Below are 18624 nucleotides of genomic sequence, written 5' to 3'. Positions count from 1 at the left end.
CATGGCGAGCATCGACATCTCCCAGATCATCGAGACCACCGCTCTCGCGGTTCCGCAGATCTATGCCTACACTACGCCCGAGATCGCCCGCCATAACGGTTGGACCAAGATCGGCTACACCGAGCAGGACGTGCGCGAGCGCATCAAGCAGCAGACGCACACCGCCGACGTGCAGTGGCATCTGGAGTGGAGCGGCAACGCCACGTGGGAGCACCGCGCGGGCACGTTCCGCGACACCGACTTCCACGTATACCTCGAGAAGCAGGGCGTCGAGCGCGAATCCAAGAAGGAATGGTTCAGGATCAGCGGAGAGGAATCGCACCAGCAGTTCTACCGGTTCCGCGATACCGACGGCGTGCTGGACGCACCCGGTGCCGCCTCCTACACCCTGCGCGAGGAGCAGCAGCGCGCAGTGGAACAGACGGCCGCCTTCGCCCGCGCCCATTGGGACGAGGGCGGCGCGCACGGCGGCGAGTTCCTGTGGAACGCAAAGCCTCGCTTCGGCAAGACGCTCACCGCATACGACCTGTGCCGCAGCATCGGCGCGCAGAAGGTTCTCATCGTCACCAACCGCCCCGCCATCGCCAACTCCTGGTACGACGACTACGTGAAGTTCGTCGGAGTGGAGGGCGGCTACCGCTTCATCAGCGGCGCGGACGCCCTGGCCGGCAAGCCCTACTGCCTCAGTCGCGAGGAGTACCTGCGCGCCATCCGCAACGACCCGGAGGGCCCCAAGGGGTTCATCGAGTTCGTGAGCCTTCAGGACCTCAAGGGCTCCATCCGCTTCGGCGGCGTGTACCAGAAGCTCGACGAGGTTGCCGACCTCACCTGGGACGTGCTCATCATCGACGAGGCGCACGAGGGCGTGGATACCTTCAAGACCGACGTGGCGTTCGACCACATCAAGCGGCGCTTCACGCTGCACCTCTCCGGCACGCCCTTCAAGGCAATCGCCAACGAGAAGTTCGCCGACGACGCTATCTACAACTGGACCTATGCCGACGAGCAGCAGGCCAAGCGCGACTGGCCGGCCGACTCCGAGCAGCCGAACCCCTACGCCAACCTTCCCAAGCTCAACCTGCTCACCTACCAGATGAGCGACATCGTCGAGCAGGAGGCCCGCGGCGGCATGGAGATCGACGGCGAGCAGACCGAGTTCGCCTTCGACCTCAACGAGTTCTTCTCGACTAAGCAGAACGGCGGCTTCGTGCACGACGCCGACGTGGACAAGTTCCTCGACGCGCTAACCACGCAGGAGAAGTTCCCGTTCTCGACGCCCGAGCTGCGCGACGAGCTGCGCCACACGTTCTGGATGCTCAACCGCGTCGACTCCGCCCGCGCCCTCGCCAACAAGCTTCGGGCGCACCCCGTCTTCGGGGACTACGAGGTTGTTCTCGCCGCAGGCGACGGCAAGATCGACGCCGACGACGAGAACGAGAAGTCGCTCGACAAGGTGCGCCGCGCGATCAAGGACCACGACAGAACCATCACCCTTTCGGTCGGCCAGCTCACCACGGGCGTGACCGTGCCGGAGTGGACCGCCGTGCTCATGCTCTCGAACATGGCGAGCCCCGCACTGTACATGCAGGCGGCCTTCCGCAGCCAGAACCCGTGCCTATTCGACCTGGGCGGCGGTAACTACGCGCGCAAGGAGAATGCCTACGTCTTCGACTTCGACCCGGCGCGCACGCTCACCATCTTCGAGCAGTTCGCCAACGACCTGTACGGCGAGACCGCGCGCGGCGGCGGCGACGTGGAGACGCGCGAGCGCCATATCCGCCAGCTGCTGAACTTCTTCCCCGTCTATGGCGAGGACGACGATGGCCAGATGGTCGAGCTCGATGCCGAGCAGGTGCTCAGCGTGCCGAGGCGCATTCACGCCCGCGAAGTGGTCAAGCGCGGCTTCATGAGCAACTTCCTGTTCCAGAACATCGCGAGCGTCTTCCGCGCGCCGGCAGAGGTCGTGGAGATCATCCAGCGTTTCGACCCCTATGAGCAGGGCAAGGCACAGAACGCCGAGAAGAACAAGGTCGAGATCGACAAGGGCACGGCACGCGATCTCTCCATCAACGACGAGGGCGAGGTGGAGATTCCCGACGAGCAGGTCGTAGGCAAGGCGGCGGACATCTTCGGGCCGAAGGTCTACGGCGATGTCGTCGTTGAGTTCTCGGGCCAGGTCCAAGATATCGCGAAGGCACACGCAGCCGATGACGACGACAGGGCGATGCTCGACAACCTCAAGGAGGCCTTCAAACAGAGCGTGACCGCGCCTCTGGTTCAGGCCGCCAAGGAGAGCTATGGCAGCGAGCTCAAACCGCGCCAGCAACAGCAGATCGAGCGCAAGGTCCAGACAGACGCCGACACCCAGCTCAACCGCCAGGTCGGCGACTACCAGATCCAGGCGCGCCGCATCGAGCAGTCGCGCAAAGACGAGCTCAAGGCGGCAACCAGCGCAGCCGAGCGCGCCGAGGTGAACCAGCGCCATGACGAGCAGAAAGCAGAGGCGTTCCAGACGCTCGCCCAGAAGCTCGAGGACTCCCGCGAGGAGCTCGTACAAAGCGCCGGCGAGACCGTAGTGCGCGAGGTGGAGACGGCGAAGAAAGAGGACGAGAAGCAGGGCATCGAGGACAAGGTGCGCGCTCATCTGCGCGGCTTCTCGCGTACCATCCCGTCGTTCCTCATGGCCTACGGCGAGCAGGGCACGACGCTCGCGAACTTCGACACGGTGATCCCCGCCGACGTCTTCCGGGACGTCACGAGCATCACCGTTGACGAGTTCCGCTTTTTGCGCGACGGCGGCGATTACACCGATGGCGAAACCGGCGAGGTAAAGCGCTTCGTCGGGCACCTCTTCGACGAGGTCGTGTTCAACGACTCCGTGAGCGAGTTCATCAAACTGCGCGAGCGCCTGGCCAACTACTTCGACGAGTCCCAGACGGAGGACATCTTCGACTACGTGCCGCCCCAGAAGACGAACCAGATTTTCACGCCACGCAACGTCGTGATAGAGATGGTCGACTTGTTCGAGAAGGATAACCCGGGCTGTTTCGACGATCCCAGCCACACTTTTGCCGACCTGTACATGAAGTCAGGTCTCTACATCACCGAAATCATCAAGCGCCTATACCGAAGCGAGGGCATGAAGGCCGCCTTCCCGAACGACCGCGAGCGGCTGGACCACATCCTGGAGCGCCAGGTGTTCGGCATCGCGCCCACCAAGATCATTTACGAGATTGCCACGCACTTCATCCTGGGCTTCCATAACGAGGTCGGCCAGGGGTGCGACTCGAACTTCGAGCTGGCGGATTCCGCCGAACTTGCCAAGGAAGGTGAGCTCGCTACGTTTGTGGAGCGCGTTTTCGGGCCCAAGCTGGGCGAGGCGTAGCGCGTGGCGGAAGTAGTCGACAGCCGGCAGGGCGGACGTGCGGAGGCGGCGCGCGCGGCAGCTGATGCCGTGCGGCGGGACGGCGCCGAGCTGTGCGCCCGCCTGGTCTTCCGCGCCTCGCGCAACGAACTGAGGCGCGCGGGGATCACCACGCCCATCGCTCTCTACGATGAGCTGAAGCAGGTCTTCTGGAACGCAGACGAGGGCGTCACCCTGGGCGACCACCTCTCTGTCGGGTTCGGCAAGGTCGACCGCCGCCGTCAGGTGCGCGCCTTCGCCGAGCGCCATGCGGACGAGCCCAGAAACGTCGCCGCGAAAGCCTACGAGCGCGAATACGGCTTCAGCGCAGGCATCGCCGCGATATGGCTCGACCTGTTCGCCGAGCCCGCGGACGTGAGCTTCTCGGAGTGGCTTGGCGTCGAGGTCGCTGAATGCCCGACGGGCGCCCCGGCCTCCCGTGCGGATGTGCCCGTAGCGCACGACACCGAGCGCGAGGCACCCACCCTCGAGGGCTTCCTTGCCCGGGAGCTTGCCGGCCGCATCTGCGACGAAGGCCTCGTGCGTCGGCGCTTCGCCTTCGAGTTTCCCGACGATCCGCCCGAAGCGCTCGACCGCGGCATCGAGGATGCGGGCTACTACGAGGACCGCGGCTTGCTCTTCCGAGAAGGGAGCACCCCGAACGACCACTTCACGCGGCTGCTGGCCGAGCATCCGTCTTTCGCGAAGGGCGACGCCGGCTTCGAGAACGCCGTGTGGCAGCACCCCGCCTTCCGCCAGGTGCTGCGCCAAGCGCTTTCGGACCACCGCTTACTTCTCTACGAGGGCGACAGCTACATCTCGTTCTCGCGGCTGCACGACGTGCTAGGCGCGCGCATGGCGGACATCGAGTCGTACGCGCCCGCGGTGAGCGTGGATGCGCCCGAAGGCGAGCCCTTCACCGTGGCGAGCCTGCGCGCGGGCGGCGCCACTCCGCATCCGCTGTACGGGCTGGACATGCCCGACGACTTCTACGAGGGACTGCTCGACGCGGGAGGGCTCCTGCGCAGCTGCACGCTCGCCGGAACCAAGGTGTTCGTCGCCGGAGGCGAGGGGCGGCTTTCCGCAGCCGACCTCATCGAGTGGATCGTCGCCCACCATGAGGGAATCGAGCGCGATGACCTGCCGAGACTGCTCGCAAACGATCTGGGCATCACGTGCCCGGCACCGCTTCTGACGACGACCATTTACAACTCCGACGTCTACTACGACGACATCGGGGACGCATATTACTCATCCATGGAGGCATGGAAGAAGGAGGCACGAAATGAGCTTGCTTGAGGAAGGGATCGCGACTGGCAACGTCCTGCCGACGGGTCGCAAGGAGAAGCACTCCATCGACAACGTGACGCGCGACTTCGACATCTACCGCATCAAGTGCGACCTTCTGTTCTACAACGACCAGAACGACCGCATCGCCACTTGGGTAAGCGAGTACAACTCCGCGCAGGGCGCGGATCTGCTCGCCCTTGGCCGCGACGAGTACAACGGCGTCATCGAGGACTTCATCGTCGAGAGCAACCCCGGCGCGCTCAGGAAGACCGAGAAGAGCATCGCCCTTCGCGGCCAGCTTAGGCCGGGCATCGTGCTCAACGACGGACGCGTCATCGACGGCAACCGACGCCTGACCTGCGTCCGCCGCCTCGCGCGGGCGAACAACGAGGCGGGCTGGTTCGAGGCCGCCATCCTCGACGACGCCACAGGCAGCGACCCCAAGCGCATCAAACTGCTCGAGCTCGCCATCCAAATCGGCGAAGAGGAGAAGGTGGCGTACGATCCCGTCGACCGCCTCGTCGGCGTATACCGCGACGTGGTTAAGAACCACCTCATAACCCCTGCGGAGTACGGCAACGCGACGGGCATGACCGAGGCGGAGGTGAAAAAACTCGTCGACCGCGCCCAGTACATGGAGGAGTTCCTCGAATTCTGCCAGGCCCCCGAGCAGTACCACCTCGCCCGCGCCCTCAAGGTTGATGGCCCCTTGGGCGAGTTCAGCCGCGTGCTGAAGAAGTACGACAACAGGCGCGACAAACAGCTTGTCAAACGGCTCATGTTCGCCAACATGGTGGTGCAGCCCGAGGGCGACATCACCCGATACGTGAGAGACTTCGGCAGCGTGGCAGGCACGGATGCGGAGGCCGACTTCAAGGCCGCCGAGCTGCAGGCCATGTCCGAGCTCCTCGAGAAGATGGGTCCCGACGCCCTCACGCGCGAGAAGGTGAGCGAGCTGCGCTCGGACGGCAACCTCGTCGACGGCTTCAAGCGCGCAGGCGACCGCGCAAGGGAGACCGTGCGCCGCGTCAAGCTCATGGACACGCCCGCCAAGAAATCCGCCGACTGCCTCTCCGAGCTCGAGAAGATCCTTCCCGAGATGCTCGACGTGCTGGGACCCGACGAGCTCGAGAAGGTGCGCCGCAACCTCGTTGCCGTCGCCGACAAGGTGGAAGAGCTGATCGGTGAGATCGATGAGCGCGCCTAGGGCCGTCGTCTGCTACGACGAGGCGCGCCCCGGCATGTACCTGCGCATCGAGGGGCAAGACATCGCCTCGTTCATGGCCTCGGCCGCATGGCGCGCCTGGCTGTACTACCCGGCGAGCGCCGTCGACGGCACCGATCGCGACCGCATCCTACTCGACGGCGGCATGGGCCTTCGCGAGTGCCAAGACATGCTCGAGGCGATCATGGAGGCCGACGGCCACGGCGTCGAGATCGCGGTTGACCCGAGCTTCGGCGCCTTCGTGAACGCCGGCGAGACCTACATCCGCGAGCGCTCCGAGGTGGGGTTGGCCATCAAGGCGCAGACCGCCGAGGGCATCGCCGACGACACCCAGCTGGGGCCGCGCTTCCGGGAGTTCCGCGACGTGGTGAACGCGTCGATGGTGCGTCCCCTGCGCGACCGGCAGATGCTCGACGCCTTCTTCATGGCGACGGTTGGGCGCGCGGCCGACTTCTCGGTGCCCGGCGCCGGCAAGACCGCGACGGTGCTCGGCGTGTTCGCCTACCTTCGCCATTTGGGGCTCGCGCGCCGCATCGTGGTGGTTTGCCCCAAGAACGGCTTCGAGTCGTGGGAGAAGGAGTGGGTCGCCACCTTCGGGGATAAGCTGCCTTTGAGCTGCTTCTCGCTGGGAGACCCCGCCATAGCGGCGATGTCGACCGAGCGCAGGCGCAACGCGCTGTCGCTCGACAGCGGCGCGTGCAACCTGTTCACGTTCAACTACGAGTCGCTCTCGGGCTACGTGCGGGAGCTGCATGCCATCATCCCCGACCAGACCCTGCTCGTCTTCGACGAGGTGCACCGGGTGAAGGCCATCGGCGGCAGGCGCGCGGAAGCCGCGCTCGAGGCGGCCGACGGCGCGAAGTTCGTGATCGCCCTTACGGGAACGCCCATCCCGAACACCTACCAGGACATCTACAACCTGCTGCACATCCTGTACCCCGAGGACTACGACACGTTCTTCGGCTACGAGCCGGGCGAGCTCCGCGCGCCCGATGCGGACCTCCAGGCAAGCCTCAACGACAGCCTGGCGCCCTTCTTCTGCCGAACGAACAAGGACGAGCTCGGCGTGCCGCGCCCAGAGCCCGACGAGATCGTGGAGGTCGAGGCGACGCCCGATGAGGACACATTGCTGCGAGTCCTGTACGCGTCTTGCCCCAACGCGCTCGCGAGGATCATACGCACCCTGCAGCTCGAGAGCGACCCCGAGATGCTCTGCTCTGCAGTGGACCCAGGCGACCTCGAGTACGTGCTCGACCAGGTCGGCGATGACTACTCGGATATCGACTACGTCGACTTCTAGCAGACGTTCTACGAGGCCATCGAGCGAAGCCGCCCGAGCTCGAAGCTCGTGGCGTGCGAGCGGCTCGTGGAGCGCATCGTCGCCGAAGGCCGCCCCGTCATAGTATGGTGCATCTTCGTACGCAGCATCAGCAACCTCCGCCGCGACCTCGCCGCCATGGGGATTCCGGCAGAGGCGATCTACGGCGCCACGCCACAGGAAGAGAGACGCGAGATTCTGGACGACTTCCGCGCGGGGCGCTTCAGGGTGCTCGTGACCAACCCGCAGACGCTTGCCGAGTCGGTCTCTCTGCACAGCGTCTGCCACGACGCGGTGTATTTCGAGTACAGCTACAACTTGGTGCACCTGCTGCAGTCAAAGGACCGCATACACCGTCTGGGCCTGCCCGACGACCAGAAGACGCGCTACTACTTCATGCGCGAGAAGTTCATGCGCGACGGCAGGGAGCTATCCCTCGACGCCGTGATCTACGACCGCTTGAAGGAGAAGGAGCAGACGATGCTCGACGCCATCGACCGCGGCTGCCTTGAGGGCGGCTACCTCGATGACGAGGACCTGCGTATCGTCTTCGAGCGCCTGCTGGGAGAAGATGCCAAGAGCCTGGAATACTAAGAGGCCGAACGGCGCACTGACGATATTGGCTCATAAGTAACAACTGCGAAGGAAAGATAGGGCTTTAAGGATGGATGCAGGAAAATCTACGATAAGCGGCGTGTTCAACGGATCGCGCCTGCTCGAAATACCTTTCTACCAAAGGGCGTACGTCTGGGGAGAAGAGCAATGGGAGCGCTTCCTCGGCGACATGGAGTTCGTCACGGCCTCGAAGCGGCCCTATTTCCTGGGCTCGATCATCCTGAAGCAAGCCTCCTCCGGCAACACTTGGTCCGAGGTGTCCGAGGTTCGCACAGTCATCGACGGCCAGCAGCGCCTCACGACCATGGTCATCTTCTTCAAGGCACTCTGCGCGAGAATCGACGCCGATAGGCTGTTCGAGCGAGATTTCGTCCTGGAGACCGGCGAAGTCGCCTTGAGACATGGCAAGTACGACCGGCAGGATTTCGAGAAGGTCGTCAGCGCCACGGGCTGCGAGCCTGTCGAGGGCTCCTCGTCCATCGCCCTTGCCTACAACTACTTCCTCAAGAACATCGACCCAGAGAAGGTCGACAGGAACACGATCAAGTCGAACGTCCAGTTCGTCTGCATCGACCTCACCGAGGGCGAGGACGAGCAGCAGATATTCGACACCATCAACTCGCTCGGGGTGCGCCTGACGACGGCGGAGCTCCTCAAGAACTACTTCTTCAACCGCGAGAACGAGCAGGCGTTCAAGGAGTGCTGGGAGGACGTCTTCGAACCCACGGCGGAGAAGAGGGAGTATTGGGAGCAGGAGGTCGTTACCGGGCGCATCAAGCGCACGCTCGTCGACCTGTTCTTCGACGCGTTCCTCCAGATCCTGGTTCAGGACAAGAAGCGCGGCGTCACGACCGAGGACAAGCTCTTCTATTCGCGCACGTCCAACCTCTTCCAGTCCTACAAGGACTTCATCGGCAGGTACTGCAACGGAGACAAGGACGAGATCCTCGGCAGCATGAAGGCGTATGCCGAGGTGTTCGAGTCCACGTTTGACCCAGGCTACTGCGACGCGGACATCCCCTCCGCTCCCGGCGTCGAGCGCCTGAACGTGCTGATATTCGGCCTCAAGAACTCGACGCTTATCCCGTACGTGCTCTACGTTCGCAAGAACGCGGAGTCTTCGGGCGAGGAATCCGAGGTCTTCGCCCTGCTTGAGAGCTACATCGTCCGCCGAACGCTGGTTCAGGCGACCACGAAGAACTACAACAGGCTGTTCACCTCGCTGATCCTGAACGAGGTGAAGGACGCGGAGGCCCTGAGGAAGGCTCTCGAAGCCAACGAAGAGGCGACGACGTACATGCCCGGCGACGCCGAGGTTCGGACGGCATTCGAGGAATCGTGTCTGTACAACCTCCAGTCCAAGGGCGTCCTCTATCTGCTGGAAAGCGCCATTCGTCCGGGCATGAGCAGCACGGCCCTGCTCGGGTTCAACCAGTACACCCTCGAGCACATGATGCCCAAGAAGTGGCGCAACAAATGGGGAGCCCTCGACGATGAGGCTGCCACGCGAAGGGACAGGAAGCTCCTCACGCTCGGCAACCTCGCCATAATCACGCATTCGCTCAACGCCTCCATCCGCGATGCCGATTGGCCCACCAAGAAGCAGGGAAAGGGATACAAGGACGGTCTTGCCCTCTGCGCCGCCGGCCTTGCGACCATGGCCGGCGCCCTGGAGAAGGAGTCTTGGGACGAGGGCGATATCGCCGATCGCGCCGAATGGCTTGCGGACAAGGCGTTGGAGGTCTGGCGTTAAACCTTACATGCGCCCCATCTCGAAGATGCTTGCGTTGTCGGAGCCCGCATCCATGACGGATGTTGTCGGCTCTTCCAAATGCGAGGTTTGCGGTGGCGCTTCCGTCACTGGTGCCTCAACCCCCTCTCCGAGCGCCAGGAAGAACCTCATCACGAGTTCGATCCTCTGCTGCAGGGACTCGCTCAGCTCGCCGTAGGAGGTCGCCAGCCGGACCTCCTTGGCCAATTCCGCCATTGAGTCCTTCAGCGCCTTCTGCACGCTTACAGAGGGCCTCACCTCGACCTGGGTATCGGTGAGCTTGGCGACGATGTAGTCCTGCCTGTTCATGCCGCTCCAGGCGGCCATCTCGCATATGAGCTTGTGCTCCTCGGGCGTGCAGCGGAACGCCATCGTCTTGCTGCGCTTGCGGGCGCTGTTCTCGCACGGCATCCTTCTTACCCCTTCGCTCCGTCGAGCGCGGCGGCCATCTCGTCCTGCTTCGTGGGGAACAGGTGCGCGTATCGGTAGGTGATGTCAACCGCCTCGTGGCCCATGCGCTCGGCGATGGCAAGCGCGGAGAAGCCCATCTCGATCAGCAGGCTCACGTGGCTGTGGCGTATGTCGTGTATGCGGATGCGCTTCACGCCCGACGCCTTGCACCCGCGCTCCATCTCGTGGGCCAGGAAGTGCTTGGTCACGGCGAACAGGCGCTCGTCGGGGGCGACGTCGTCGCGCATCTCGATGAAGTCCGCCATCTCGTCGCGAAGGAAGGCGGGCATGACGATCGTGCGCACGGACTTGGGCGTCTTGGGGTCGGTCACGGTGTCCACGCCGTGGAGGCTCTGGTACGACTTGTTGATGCGCAGCCGCGAGCTATCCAGCATGAAGTCGGACGGCGTGAGCGCCAGGAGCTCGCCGCAGCGTATGCCCGTCCAGTACAGCAGCTCGAAGGCGTGGAACGACAGCGGCTTGTCCATGACTGCCTCGCTGAACCTCAGGTACTCGTCCTTGGTCCAGAACTGCATCTCGCCGCCCTTCTTCGAGCCTATCTTGTCGACCCTGCGCACCGGGTTGTCGACAAGGCCGTAGTAGCGCTCGGCGTGGTTGAAGATGGCGTTGAGCTGGTTGTTCACCGTGCGCAGGTACGTCGGCGCCCAGGGCTTCCCGTCGGCGTCCCGGTGCTCGGTGAGCTCGTTTTGCCACCTGATGACGTCGATCGGCCTCACGTCGCACATGCGCATGTCCCCGAAGAACGGCACGAGCTTGTCGTTGATGATGTACTCCTTGGTGATCCACGTGTGCTCGCGTATGCGCGGCTTCACCTCTGAGGCGTACACCTCGACGAACTCGGAGAACGTCATGTCCATGGCCCCGCCGTTAAGGCTCTTGAACTGGCTCTCCCACACTGCGGCCTCCACCTCGGAGGAGAAGCCGCGCTTCGTCTTGTGGCGCTTCGAGCCGCGGGCGTCGCGGTAGTAGCACTGCACGTAGAACGTGCCGTTGTTGCCATCCTTGTACACGGGCATGTCAGTCCACCTCCGGGAAGTACAGGGCGTCGAAGACGTCGCTCCGAACGCGTCCGCGGATAACCACGCGCCCGCGCGCCTCCTGCTCGGCATTTATCTTCCTGATCACCTCGTAGGCGCTGCCTTTCTTGATCCTCAGCAGCTCCGCGACCTCGTCGGCGTCCAGCATGTGCGGCCTCGGCGTCTTCGCCACCTTCTCGTCCATGGCTCCTCCCATCAATAGCGTACGGATACGTACGGTTTACAGATTGAGAGTAAACGTACGAATCCGTACTGTCAATAGAATTGCGTACATTTGCGTACGCTGATAAGATGTGCGAGTACATAATTCCAGGAGGAGGGCGCATGTCCGTAGGCGAAAACATAAGGCGGTACCGCAAGTCGCGCGGCATGACGCAGGCTCAGCTCGCCGAGGCGGTCGGTCTGACCGAGGGGGCCGTGCGCCACTACGAGAGCGGCATCCGCGCCGTGAAGCCCGAGCTGCTCAAATCCATAGCCGCAGCACTAAGCGTTTCCGTCAACGCCCTCAAGGATTACGGCGTCGAGACCGCGGGCGACCTCATGTCGCTGCTCGTGCGGCTCGAGAACTCCTTCGGCATCGTTCCCGCAGCCGACGGCTCGGGCCTCTCCCTGAACCCCAAGGCTCCACGCGCCCCCAAAGCCGCGATGGCGATTGAACTGTGGGCTGAGAAGCGCGTGCAGCTCGAGAACGGCGAGATCGACGCCGCCGAGTACGAGGACTGGAAAGCCTCGCTGTAGCTGCTCCCCGCATTTCGCAACCAGCGCAACCGAATCAGGGCGCCAGGCAAGGCGGTGAGCTCCGCTCGCACCTGAGTATGCTGAGTTTTTACTCCCCATTGCGTGCCAAGTCATTTCCGGCATGTCCGGGGAGTAAACGACGCGGTGGCTTACACGGCAGCACACGGCAGTACACCGCGGCATTTCCCCTGATTACTCCCGCTTTCCTTGAGACGGCGAGATTCTTTACTCCCCATTAACCACCTGGGGAAACGCCGTACGGAGACCGTAAAAATGCCCGTTGAGTTCGATTTGAGTTTCACGGGCCCCGAAACAACCCCGTTTCGCCCTCGGGGACAAAAACCGAGCGCCTACTCACTTGGGATAAATCCTTACTCCCATTCCCCCGAATACCGCCCCGTACTTTGCAATCTTGAAATATGGGGAGTAAATGGCGAAATCGCAGGTAAAAGGGAGTAAAAAGGCAAAGAAAAAGCCTCCGTTCCAACGAGGGAACGGAGGCTCGATTACCGTATTTACTCACCAATGTCGCTGGCGGCTTTGCCGTGACTCTCGTACGAAACGAAACTCAGCGGCACAGTGCGGCACTCAAAAGTGCAGGTCAAAGCCCTATCGGCTTACTCCCACTCGATGGTGGGAGTGGGGGATAGTTGTTCGAACAGCATCATGTCGTATCACCTCGTTACAGGATGTCCAGCCAGTGCCGAACATTTCCAGTACCATTTTGAACTCAGTCGTTTCGCGATCTCTGGTCTTAGCGTGAGGGAGTAAATCGGAAAACCAGAAAACCCGCTGCCTGACCAGCCAAAACTCTCCGCACATATTATAGTTGAGTTCAACCGCCTATTGCATAGGACGCATTTTTACACCCAGGAATAACGCTGGAGTAAAATTAGGGTATGGGTGTAAATCCTCTACCTGCGCAAACGTGAAACCATGAGTTCAAAGTGAGTTCGCGATGAGTTCAACTCTCTACCCTATGGAAGCTGCTTGCTCATAAGGTAGTTGACGAGCGACACGCCGTCTCTATCGACGACGTTCTCGCGCTTCACCCCGTAGCCCATGCGCTCGAAGAAGGGCCGCGCGGTCACCGAGGCGAAGGTGGAGACGGCCTGCTTGCCGCTCTTCAGAGCCAAGCGCTCAAGCTCGCGGAGGATGACCTTCGCGACGCCCTGCCCCTGTCGATCCTTGCGCACGAAGAGCATGTCGATGTCGCCCTCGTCGTCCAGACTGCCGAAGCCAAGGAGGATGCCGCACTCCTTGAGACCGACCGTCTGCTGTTCCGAAAGCTTTTCGGCAATTTGCGCCAAGCACCGTTCATCTCGGGGTGCCCAGGCATCGAGTTGCTCGGGGGTGTAGTCCCTGGAGTTGACCGCATGGACTGTGTCGCTGAACAGCTTGGCTGCTGCATCGAGGTCTTTGCCGGGCAAGAAGCAGACCTCCGGTTCTCCAACGTCGTAGCTATCGTCGATGAGATGGTACCGCAACCCACGCTGTCGGCACGACGCGAGGTTTCGCTCGTTCTCTTCGATGAGCTCGTTAACGTCTACTTCGCCGGAGACCCGCCGCTCGATCGCGTTCTCGAAGCGCGCGACATTGTCACCGTGATTCTCCAGGTACTGTTTCGACATGATGAGGCAGACGTACTCTATCTGTTCGAGGTAACCGGGATCGAAGCCGTCTTCCCAGTCGAACGGAATGTAGCATCCCTCGACGATGAGGTTCTGCCCGTTCTCGATGGCCGTCTTCACGATCTCTTGGACGATTCCCCACAGGTACGGGGTGAGCAGGTCGTCGTCCTCGGGCGTAAGCTCGGTCTGGCCGCTGCGGATGAGTCCCATCTTCAGAAGGTCGATCGAGAGCACGGGATAGCGGTACCGCTCCATGAGCCTCTGTGCCAGGAGGGTCTTGCCCGTATGGCTCGCTCCGCCTATGAGGATAACCATCTTTGTACCGTCCTAAGTCTTAAACGGGTTCTTCTTTGGAGTAATCCGGGTGCGGTTCTTCCTGGGCGCATGGCGGTTATGCTCGCCGTTTCCGAGCGAAATTTGCCATATAGGCCCCGAATCCGCGATCGGCTAATCGGACTCTCGCGAACCCTGCCAGCACGCGTCGCACAGGAGTCGAAGCGACCCTACGGCATCTGGCCACGCGATTGAGGCAGCGTATGGGTTCGACAGGCCGTAGGACCGCCATCTCTCCGCCATGGCCGTGCTGTCCTCTATCTCGGACAGTGTTTGAGCGTAGCTGGATGCACTGACGCTGCTGCCCCTCTTATCGATAGTGGCCTCAAGCGCCGCCCTCAGGCTCGGCGGCTCCAGGCCCTCGTCCAGCTCGCGGAGCATGTAGACGTCGTAGAAGTCCCTCATCCTCGTGTTGAGGATTCCTCTTGCGAGTGCGGTCTCCACCTTCTCCGCGAGCACGGTCTCCACCGGGTACGCCCATATGCCGATGTCGCGGTCCTCGAACATGAGGCGGTATCTGTGCATGACCTCGGCCGGGGTGATCGCGTCCCCCGTCGATATGTCGATCTTCAGGGGAATGCGGGTCTTCTCCATGCGGGCCGTGAGCGCAATCCTCACGCCGCCGTACTCGGAGTCCTCCATGATCTCTCCCGCGCCGCCGACCTGGAACTCCATGCCGTCGTCGAGCTCGACGGAGGCGATCTCCTCCACGACCTTGAGGGCGTTGCCCGTATCGAGCGTCAATCCCTTGACGGTCGCGTCGATGTCCATCGTGCTGCGCTGGTCCACGCCCACGAGCGAGGACATCAGCATGCCGCCCTTGAGCACGAAGTTGTCTCGGTATGGGGAGTTCGCGAGCCTTTCCAGGAACCGCTCCATGGCGTAGTGGCGCAAGAGCGCCTGGGACCTGCTGCTGTCTCCCTTCGCTTTGTTGCGGATCAGGTCCTTCACCCTGCGCGCGCCCTTTATCACAGAAGCACCTCCATCGCCTGCTGCACCTGCCTCTCGACCCCCATCTCCCTGGCATAGCGCCCGAGTCTGGCGAGGTCCTTCTCCCTGCTCGCTGCGTACCTGCGGAGGGCGTAGCCGTAGGCGGCGGGATCCATGGCCGCCTTCCTGCGCACGACGTCGCAGACGGTGCGCTCCCTGTCGTATGCCCTCACGACATGGCCGCCCGGAGACTCGGCCTCGGAGATCCCGAGGCCGTACCACTCCGGCTTCACGTAGAAGATCCTCACGCCCTGGTCCTTGAGGGACCCCGAGTGGTAGCCCGACTCCACCGTGAGGACGATGGGGACTGGCTCGCGCTCCGCCATGTCGTGGAGGTAGAGGGCCGTCTCGTGCGAGAACACGACCTTGGGGTAGCGCGCCTGGAGCAGATAAAGCTCGTCGGGGAACATGTCGGCATCCACGAAGATGCCCGGGGACGCCTTCTCCAGCCCCCGCTCCCTCGCGAAGTCGTAGACCGCGTTCCTCGGGATCCCCGAACCTATCGCCTCAGAGACGATGAGGACGCCGTTGTTCTCGTCGAGCAGTCGCTCGATCCTCTGTTCGCTTCTATTTGCCATAAACAATCACACTGATATATTAGCATAGATTCAGTGCAAGTGTTTGTATCATGCCGAAAGAACGAGCAGACTTGGACCGCCAGCGATCCGAAGCCTGCTCGTCGATTGCCGCTACTTCTCCCCGTAGATCCGAAGCACGCGGGAATACGGGTCGGTCCCGATCAGCTCGTCCACCATATCGTTGAACCTCTCGATGAGCACCGGTTTCGAATTGGCGGAAGTCCTCTTCAGCTCGCGCTCGACGTAATCGCAAGCCGCAGCCCCGCCGAATATCACACGGCCCGTGAGCTCCTGGTTGAGCCAGTAGATGGCGCTGAGCAGCTCCCTGCGCGTGAGCTTGGAGGGATCGACTATATCCTCCCTGCGCGTCGCGAAGATGTCGTTTCCATTCATGTGCCTGTCCTTTCTGTAGGGGGCGCGGCTTAGCCGCGCCCCTGGTCGTTGCGGAGCTGGAGGCTTCTACTCGCGCGGGGCGATGCGGCAGGTGTCGGCGTCGATGTAGTTGTTGCCGTTCCAGGAGTAGTCGCCGTCGTGATCGTAGCGGTTGACGAAGGGGATTCCCTTGAAGCCCCTGGGGGCATCGTCCGCGCCGAAGCCCACGACCTCGAAGAGCTCGGGATTGGATTCGTACGCGCTCATCCAAACCTTGTCGCCCAGGCGGACATCGGACACCGGCACCTCTTCGGCGTCCAGGAAGGCGCCGAGCCTCAGGTTCTCGGGCATCGCCTCATCGAAGGCGTGAAGCATCTCGTCGAAGTCGTATCCGCTCTGCTCGGCGGAAGGGTCGATGTGCCTCAGGCCGACCGCGTTCCAGTCCTCGTCGTAATCCGTGGCGTAGCGATCGACTATCTTCCAACCATCGATGACGTATACGCCGTTGTCGCCCTGGTCGCCAAGGTTTCGGTATCGCTCTATGCCCACCGAGAGCGACCCGCCGAAGAAGTTCCCGACCACCTGGGCCATCCGCGCCCATCCGTAGCAGTCCTGGCTCGGAGGACGGTAGCCCTGAAGCTCGCAGTACTTGAGCAGCGGCTCGACCGTGTCGCGGCCGCCGTTCCAGTGGAGGTAGAGTGCCAGGTTCTTGTCCGGCGTGGTGATGACTGCTCGATTTCCCATTTTGAAGACCTCCTTGTCTTTCGGCGGTCGCCCTGTGCCACCGCCTCGTGATCCGGGGTCGTGCGCGGGTTCCGCCTGCGCTGCAAGGAGGAAAGCGGGCTTCTTCGCAAAGGACGCACGTCCGCAACCTGCACATGCGACAGTCAAAGGAGCGAGATGTGCATGTGCGGGTTTTGCGCAGGAAGGGCGCGCCTTGCGGCGCACATGGCGGGTTCCGTGCGAGCGTGCCTGGATGAGAGGCGGGGCAGGGCGCACCTGAGGCGACGGAGGCCACGGGAAAGAGCGCATCAGCCCAACGGATGGGAACGGTGCCCGCATTCGCTGTGACAAATTGTCACAGCGGCTCCGAACTGGCGTTTTGCTCAAGAAATGCGAGCTTTTATGCGGACATGCCGTCCTTGACGACCTCTTCAACGAACCAGCGCGGATCCTCGTAGAACAGGTAGGTGACGTTGTTGCCGATTCGGACGGTGTAGCAGATGCCGTCTCCGCCTACCTTGCGCGACGAGGCGCGGCGCACGTCCCTGACCTCGTCGATGGGATAGGTCTTGCCGTCGTACCACTGAATGGAAAGAGGCCGCACGCGACCGTCCTCGTCCATGCGCGCCGTGACGCTGACGTACCGCTTGACCCTTCCCGAGATGCCTTCGACCATGATGCCCGCCTACCTGAGGAACCCTACGGGGTGGACGGTGTTGTCGCGCTTGATGTCGAGGCCGGACATGACCTCGTCGGTAAGTTCGGCCGCCCGCTTGACGCAGGTGTTGCCGAAGCGCCCCCTCAGCGCGTCGATGGCGAGGTCCAGCCTCTCAAGGCGCTCCGCCTCCTCGGCGTCCCCGAAGAGCTCGCACTGCACGGGCACGTCCATGGGAACGAGATTGGTCACGCGCACGTGCACGGCCCTGAGCGCATGCTCCTTGTCGATCGGCTGGTTCGAGCGCAGAAGCCCCATGGCGACGTTCGCGACGTCCCTCGTGAGGCAGGTCGGGGTCCTCAGCGTCCTCTGCCTTGAGTAGCCGGAAAGGTCGCGCGCGAACCGCGCCCCCACCGACACCGTCCGGCAGCGCATCCGTGACTCGCGAAGCCTCTGCGCCACGGATTCGGAGAGGAGCCAGACGAGGGCCTTCACGTCGGAGTCGCATTCGAGATCGTGCGGGGCGGTGAGGCCGTTGCCGATTCCCTTCACAACATAGTCCACATCGGCCTTCGAGGGATCCATGGCCTTCACGGGGCTCGCGTCCTCGCCCCTCGCGAACGCGCGCAGCATGATGCCGATCTTGCCGAAGCGCCTCTTCAGAAAGTGGTCCCCGGCATGTGCGAGGTCCCCTATTGTCTCGTATCCGGCCGAGTGGAGCCTGCGCATGGTGGCCGGGCCCACGTAGACCATCTCGGATGCGAGCATGGGCCACGCGACGTCGCGGAAGTTGTCGCGCGTTATGGCGACGATGCCGTCGCCCGGGTCGGTGTCGCTCCCGAGCTTGGCGAAGACCTTGTTCCACGAGACGCCGACGGAAACGGTGAGCCCGAGCTCGGACTTCACGCGCTCCGATATCTCCCTCGCCACGAGCATGGCGTCGCCCCCGAACAGCGGCAGGGATCCCGTGACGTCGATCCACGACTCGTCGAGGCCGAAGGGCTCGACGAGGTCTGTGTAGCCGTAGTAGATCATGCGCGCCAGACGAGAGTAGCGCTTGTAGGCGGCGTAGTCGGGCGGCACGACGACGAGGTCCGGGCACTTCTGCTTGGCCTGCCAGATAGCCTCGGCCGTCTTCACGCCGCAGGCCTTCGCCTCCCGGGACTTCGCGAGGATGATTCCGTTCCTGCGCTCGGGGTCGCCCGCCACCGCCACGGCCTTGCCCCTCAGCCCCGGGTCGAGGTGCTGGGCGACGCTCGCGTAGAAGGCGTTCATGTCGACATGCATGATGACCCTGTCGCCCATGGCACCTCCTCGCTATCAAATGGGAACAAGTGTTCGATTCTCGTGAATCCCTATGATGCACCCGATCGCTTATTCAGTCAATCGAACAGATTGTGGATTTTCCGAAGCGGAAAGGACGGGGGCCCGAAAAGAGGTTTCGCCCAAACCCACTGTGACAAATTGTCACAGT

17 protein-coding genes are annotated in these 18624 nt (G+C 62.8%); 7 read left to right on the top strand and 10 right to left on the bottom strand.

The genetic code is table 11. The features are described 5' to 3' along the window. Position 1 precedes the first annotated feature (1 nt). The 6 genes from FXZ76_RS04100 (at position 2) to FXZ76_RS04075 (ending at position 9604) form a co-directional block, all read left to right on the top strand. Complete coding sequence (locus FXZ76_RS04100) at positions 2-3385, top strand: DEAD/DEAH box helicase (RefSeq protein WP_079535897.1); 3384 nt, start codon at positions 2-4, stop codon at positions 3383-3385. Positions 3386-3388: 3 nt separating this feature from the next. Next, positions 3389-4702: a hypothetical protein gene (locus FXZ76_RS04095; protein ID WP_079535896.1), complete on the top strand. Its 1314-nt coding sequence runs from the start codon at positions 3389-3391 to the stop codon at positions 4700-4702. Beyond that, complete coding sequence (locus FXZ76_RS04090; RefSeq protein WP_079535895.1) at positions 4689-5900, top strand: hypothetical protein; 1212 nt, start codon at positions 4689-4691, stop codon at positions 5898-5900. The genes FXZ76_RS04095 and FXZ76_RS04090 overlap by 14 nt, the downstream gene beginning before the upstream one ends. 34 nt (positions 5901-5934) lie before the next feature. Next, positions 5935-7218: an SNF2-related protein gene (locus FXZ76_RS04085; protein WP_147571534.1), complete on the top strand. Its 1284-nt coding sequence runs from the start codon at positions 5935-5937 to the stop codon at positions 7216-7218. A 66-nt stretch (positions 7219-7284) separates the two neighbouring features. Next, on the top strand, positions 7285-7830 hold the full coding sequence (locus FXZ76_RS04080; RefSeq protein WP_157887292.1) for a helicase-related protein: 546 nt from the start codon (positions 7285-7287) through the stop codon (positions 7828-7830). Between the two features lie 70 nt (positions 7831-7900). Next, entirely contained in the window at positions 7901-9604 is a 1704-nt protein-coding gene (locus FXZ76_RS04075) for a DUF262 domain-containing protein (RefSeq protein WP_079535892.1), read from the top strand. 3 nt (positions 9605-9607) lie between these two features. Here FXZ76_RS04075 and FXZ76_RS04070 read toward each other — a convergent pair whose 3' ends face one another. Genes FXZ76_RS04070 through FXZ76_RS04060 form a run of 3 tightly spaced genes read right to left on the bottom strand, consistent with a single transcriptional unit; the run spans position 9608 to position 11314 of the window. Beyond that, positions 9608-10033 carry a plasmid mobilization protein gene (locus FXZ76_RS04070; protein WP_079535891.1) on the bottom strand — a complete coding sequence of 142 codons (426 nt, stop codon included), beginning with the start codon at positions 10031-10033 and terminating at the stop codon, positions 9608-9610. Between the two features lie 5 nt (positions 10034-10038). After that, positions 10039-11109: a site-specific integrase gene (locus FXZ76_RS04065; RefSeq protein WP_079535890.1), complete on the bottom strand. Its 1071-nt coding sequence runs from the start codon at positions 11107-11109 to the stop codon at positions 10039-10041. 1 nt (position 11110) lies between these two features. Next, a complete protein-coding gene (locus FXZ76_RS04060) occupies positions 11111-11314 on the bottom strand; it encodes a hypothetical protein (RefSeq protein ID WP_006681531.1) in 204 nt (67 codons plus the stop codon). A 140-nt stretch (positions 11315-11454) separates the two neighbouring features. Between FXZ76_RS04060 and FXZ76_RS04055 the strand changes: the two genes are divergently transcribed. Further along, the gene (locus tag FXZ76_RS04055; protein ID WP_079535889.1) at positions 11455-11868 is read left to right on the top strand and encodes a helix-turn-helix domain-containing protein; all 414 of its coding nucleotides are present in this window, start codon (positions 11455-11457) and stop codon (positions 11866-11868) included. Positions 11869-12845: 977 nt separating this feature from the next. Here the strand turns inward: FXZ76_RS04055 and FXZ76_RS06315 are convergent. The 7 genes from FXZ76_RS06315 to FXZ76_RS04020 form a co-directional block, all read right to left on the bottom strand. After that, positions 12846-13814 (bottom strand): GNAT family N-acetyltransferase, encoded by a 969-nt coding sequence (locus FXZ76_RS06315; RefSeq protein WP_157887291.1) that lies wholly within the window; start codon positions 13812-13814, stop codon positions 12846-12848. 132 nt (positions 13815-13946) lie between these two features. Then, positions 13947-14804, bottom strand: a complete 858-nt coding sequence (locus tag FXZ76_RS04045; RefSeq protein ID WP_079535888.1) for a nucleotidyl transferase AbiEii/AbiGii toxin family protein — start codon at positions 14802-14804, stop codon at positions 13947-13949. Next, positions 14801-15400 (bottom strand): type IV toxin-antitoxin system AbiEi family antitoxin domain-containing protein, encoded by a 600-nt coding sequence (locus tag FXZ76_RS04040; RefSeq protein ID WP_079535887.1) that lies wholly within the window; start codon positions 15398-15400, stop codon positions 14801-14803. Before FXZ76_RS04040 ends, FXZ76_RS04045 begins: the two co-directional genes overlap by 4 nt. 111 nt (positions 15401-15511) lie before the next feature. Further along, entirely contained in the window at positions 15512-15793 is a 282-nt protein-coding gene (locus tag FXZ76_RS04035) for a hypothetical protein (protein ID WP_079535886.1), read from the bottom strand. Between the two features lie 66 nt (positions 15794-15859). Then, entirely contained in the window at positions 15860-16516 is a 657-nt protein-coding gene (locus tag FXZ76_RS04030) for a hypothetical protein (RefSeq protein ID WP_079536903.1), read from the bottom strand. 379 nt (positions 16517-16895) lie between these two features. Then, positions 16896-17171 carry a hypothetical protein gene (locus tag FXZ76_RS04025; protein ID WP_079535885.1) on the bottom strand — a complete coding sequence of 92 codons (276 nt, stop codon included), beginning with the start codon at positions 17169-17171 and terminating at the stop codon, positions 16896-16898. Between the two features lie 9 nt (positions 17172-17180). Next, a complete protein-coding gene (locus FXZ76_RS04020) occupies positions 17181-18455 on the bottom strand; it encodes a Y-family DNA polymerase (protein ID WP_079535884.1) in 1275 nt (424 codons plus the stop codon). Positions 18456-18624 lie beyond the last annotated feature (169 nt).

Source organism: Phoenicibacter congonensis (assembly GCF_902386915.1).
Lineage (GTDB): Bacteria > Actinomycetota > Coriobacteriia > Coriobacteriales > Eggerthellaceae > Phoenicibacter > Phoenicibacter congonensis.
Note: the sequence above shows the minus strand (reverse complement) of the source record. Positions and strands in the feature narration are given on the sequence as shown.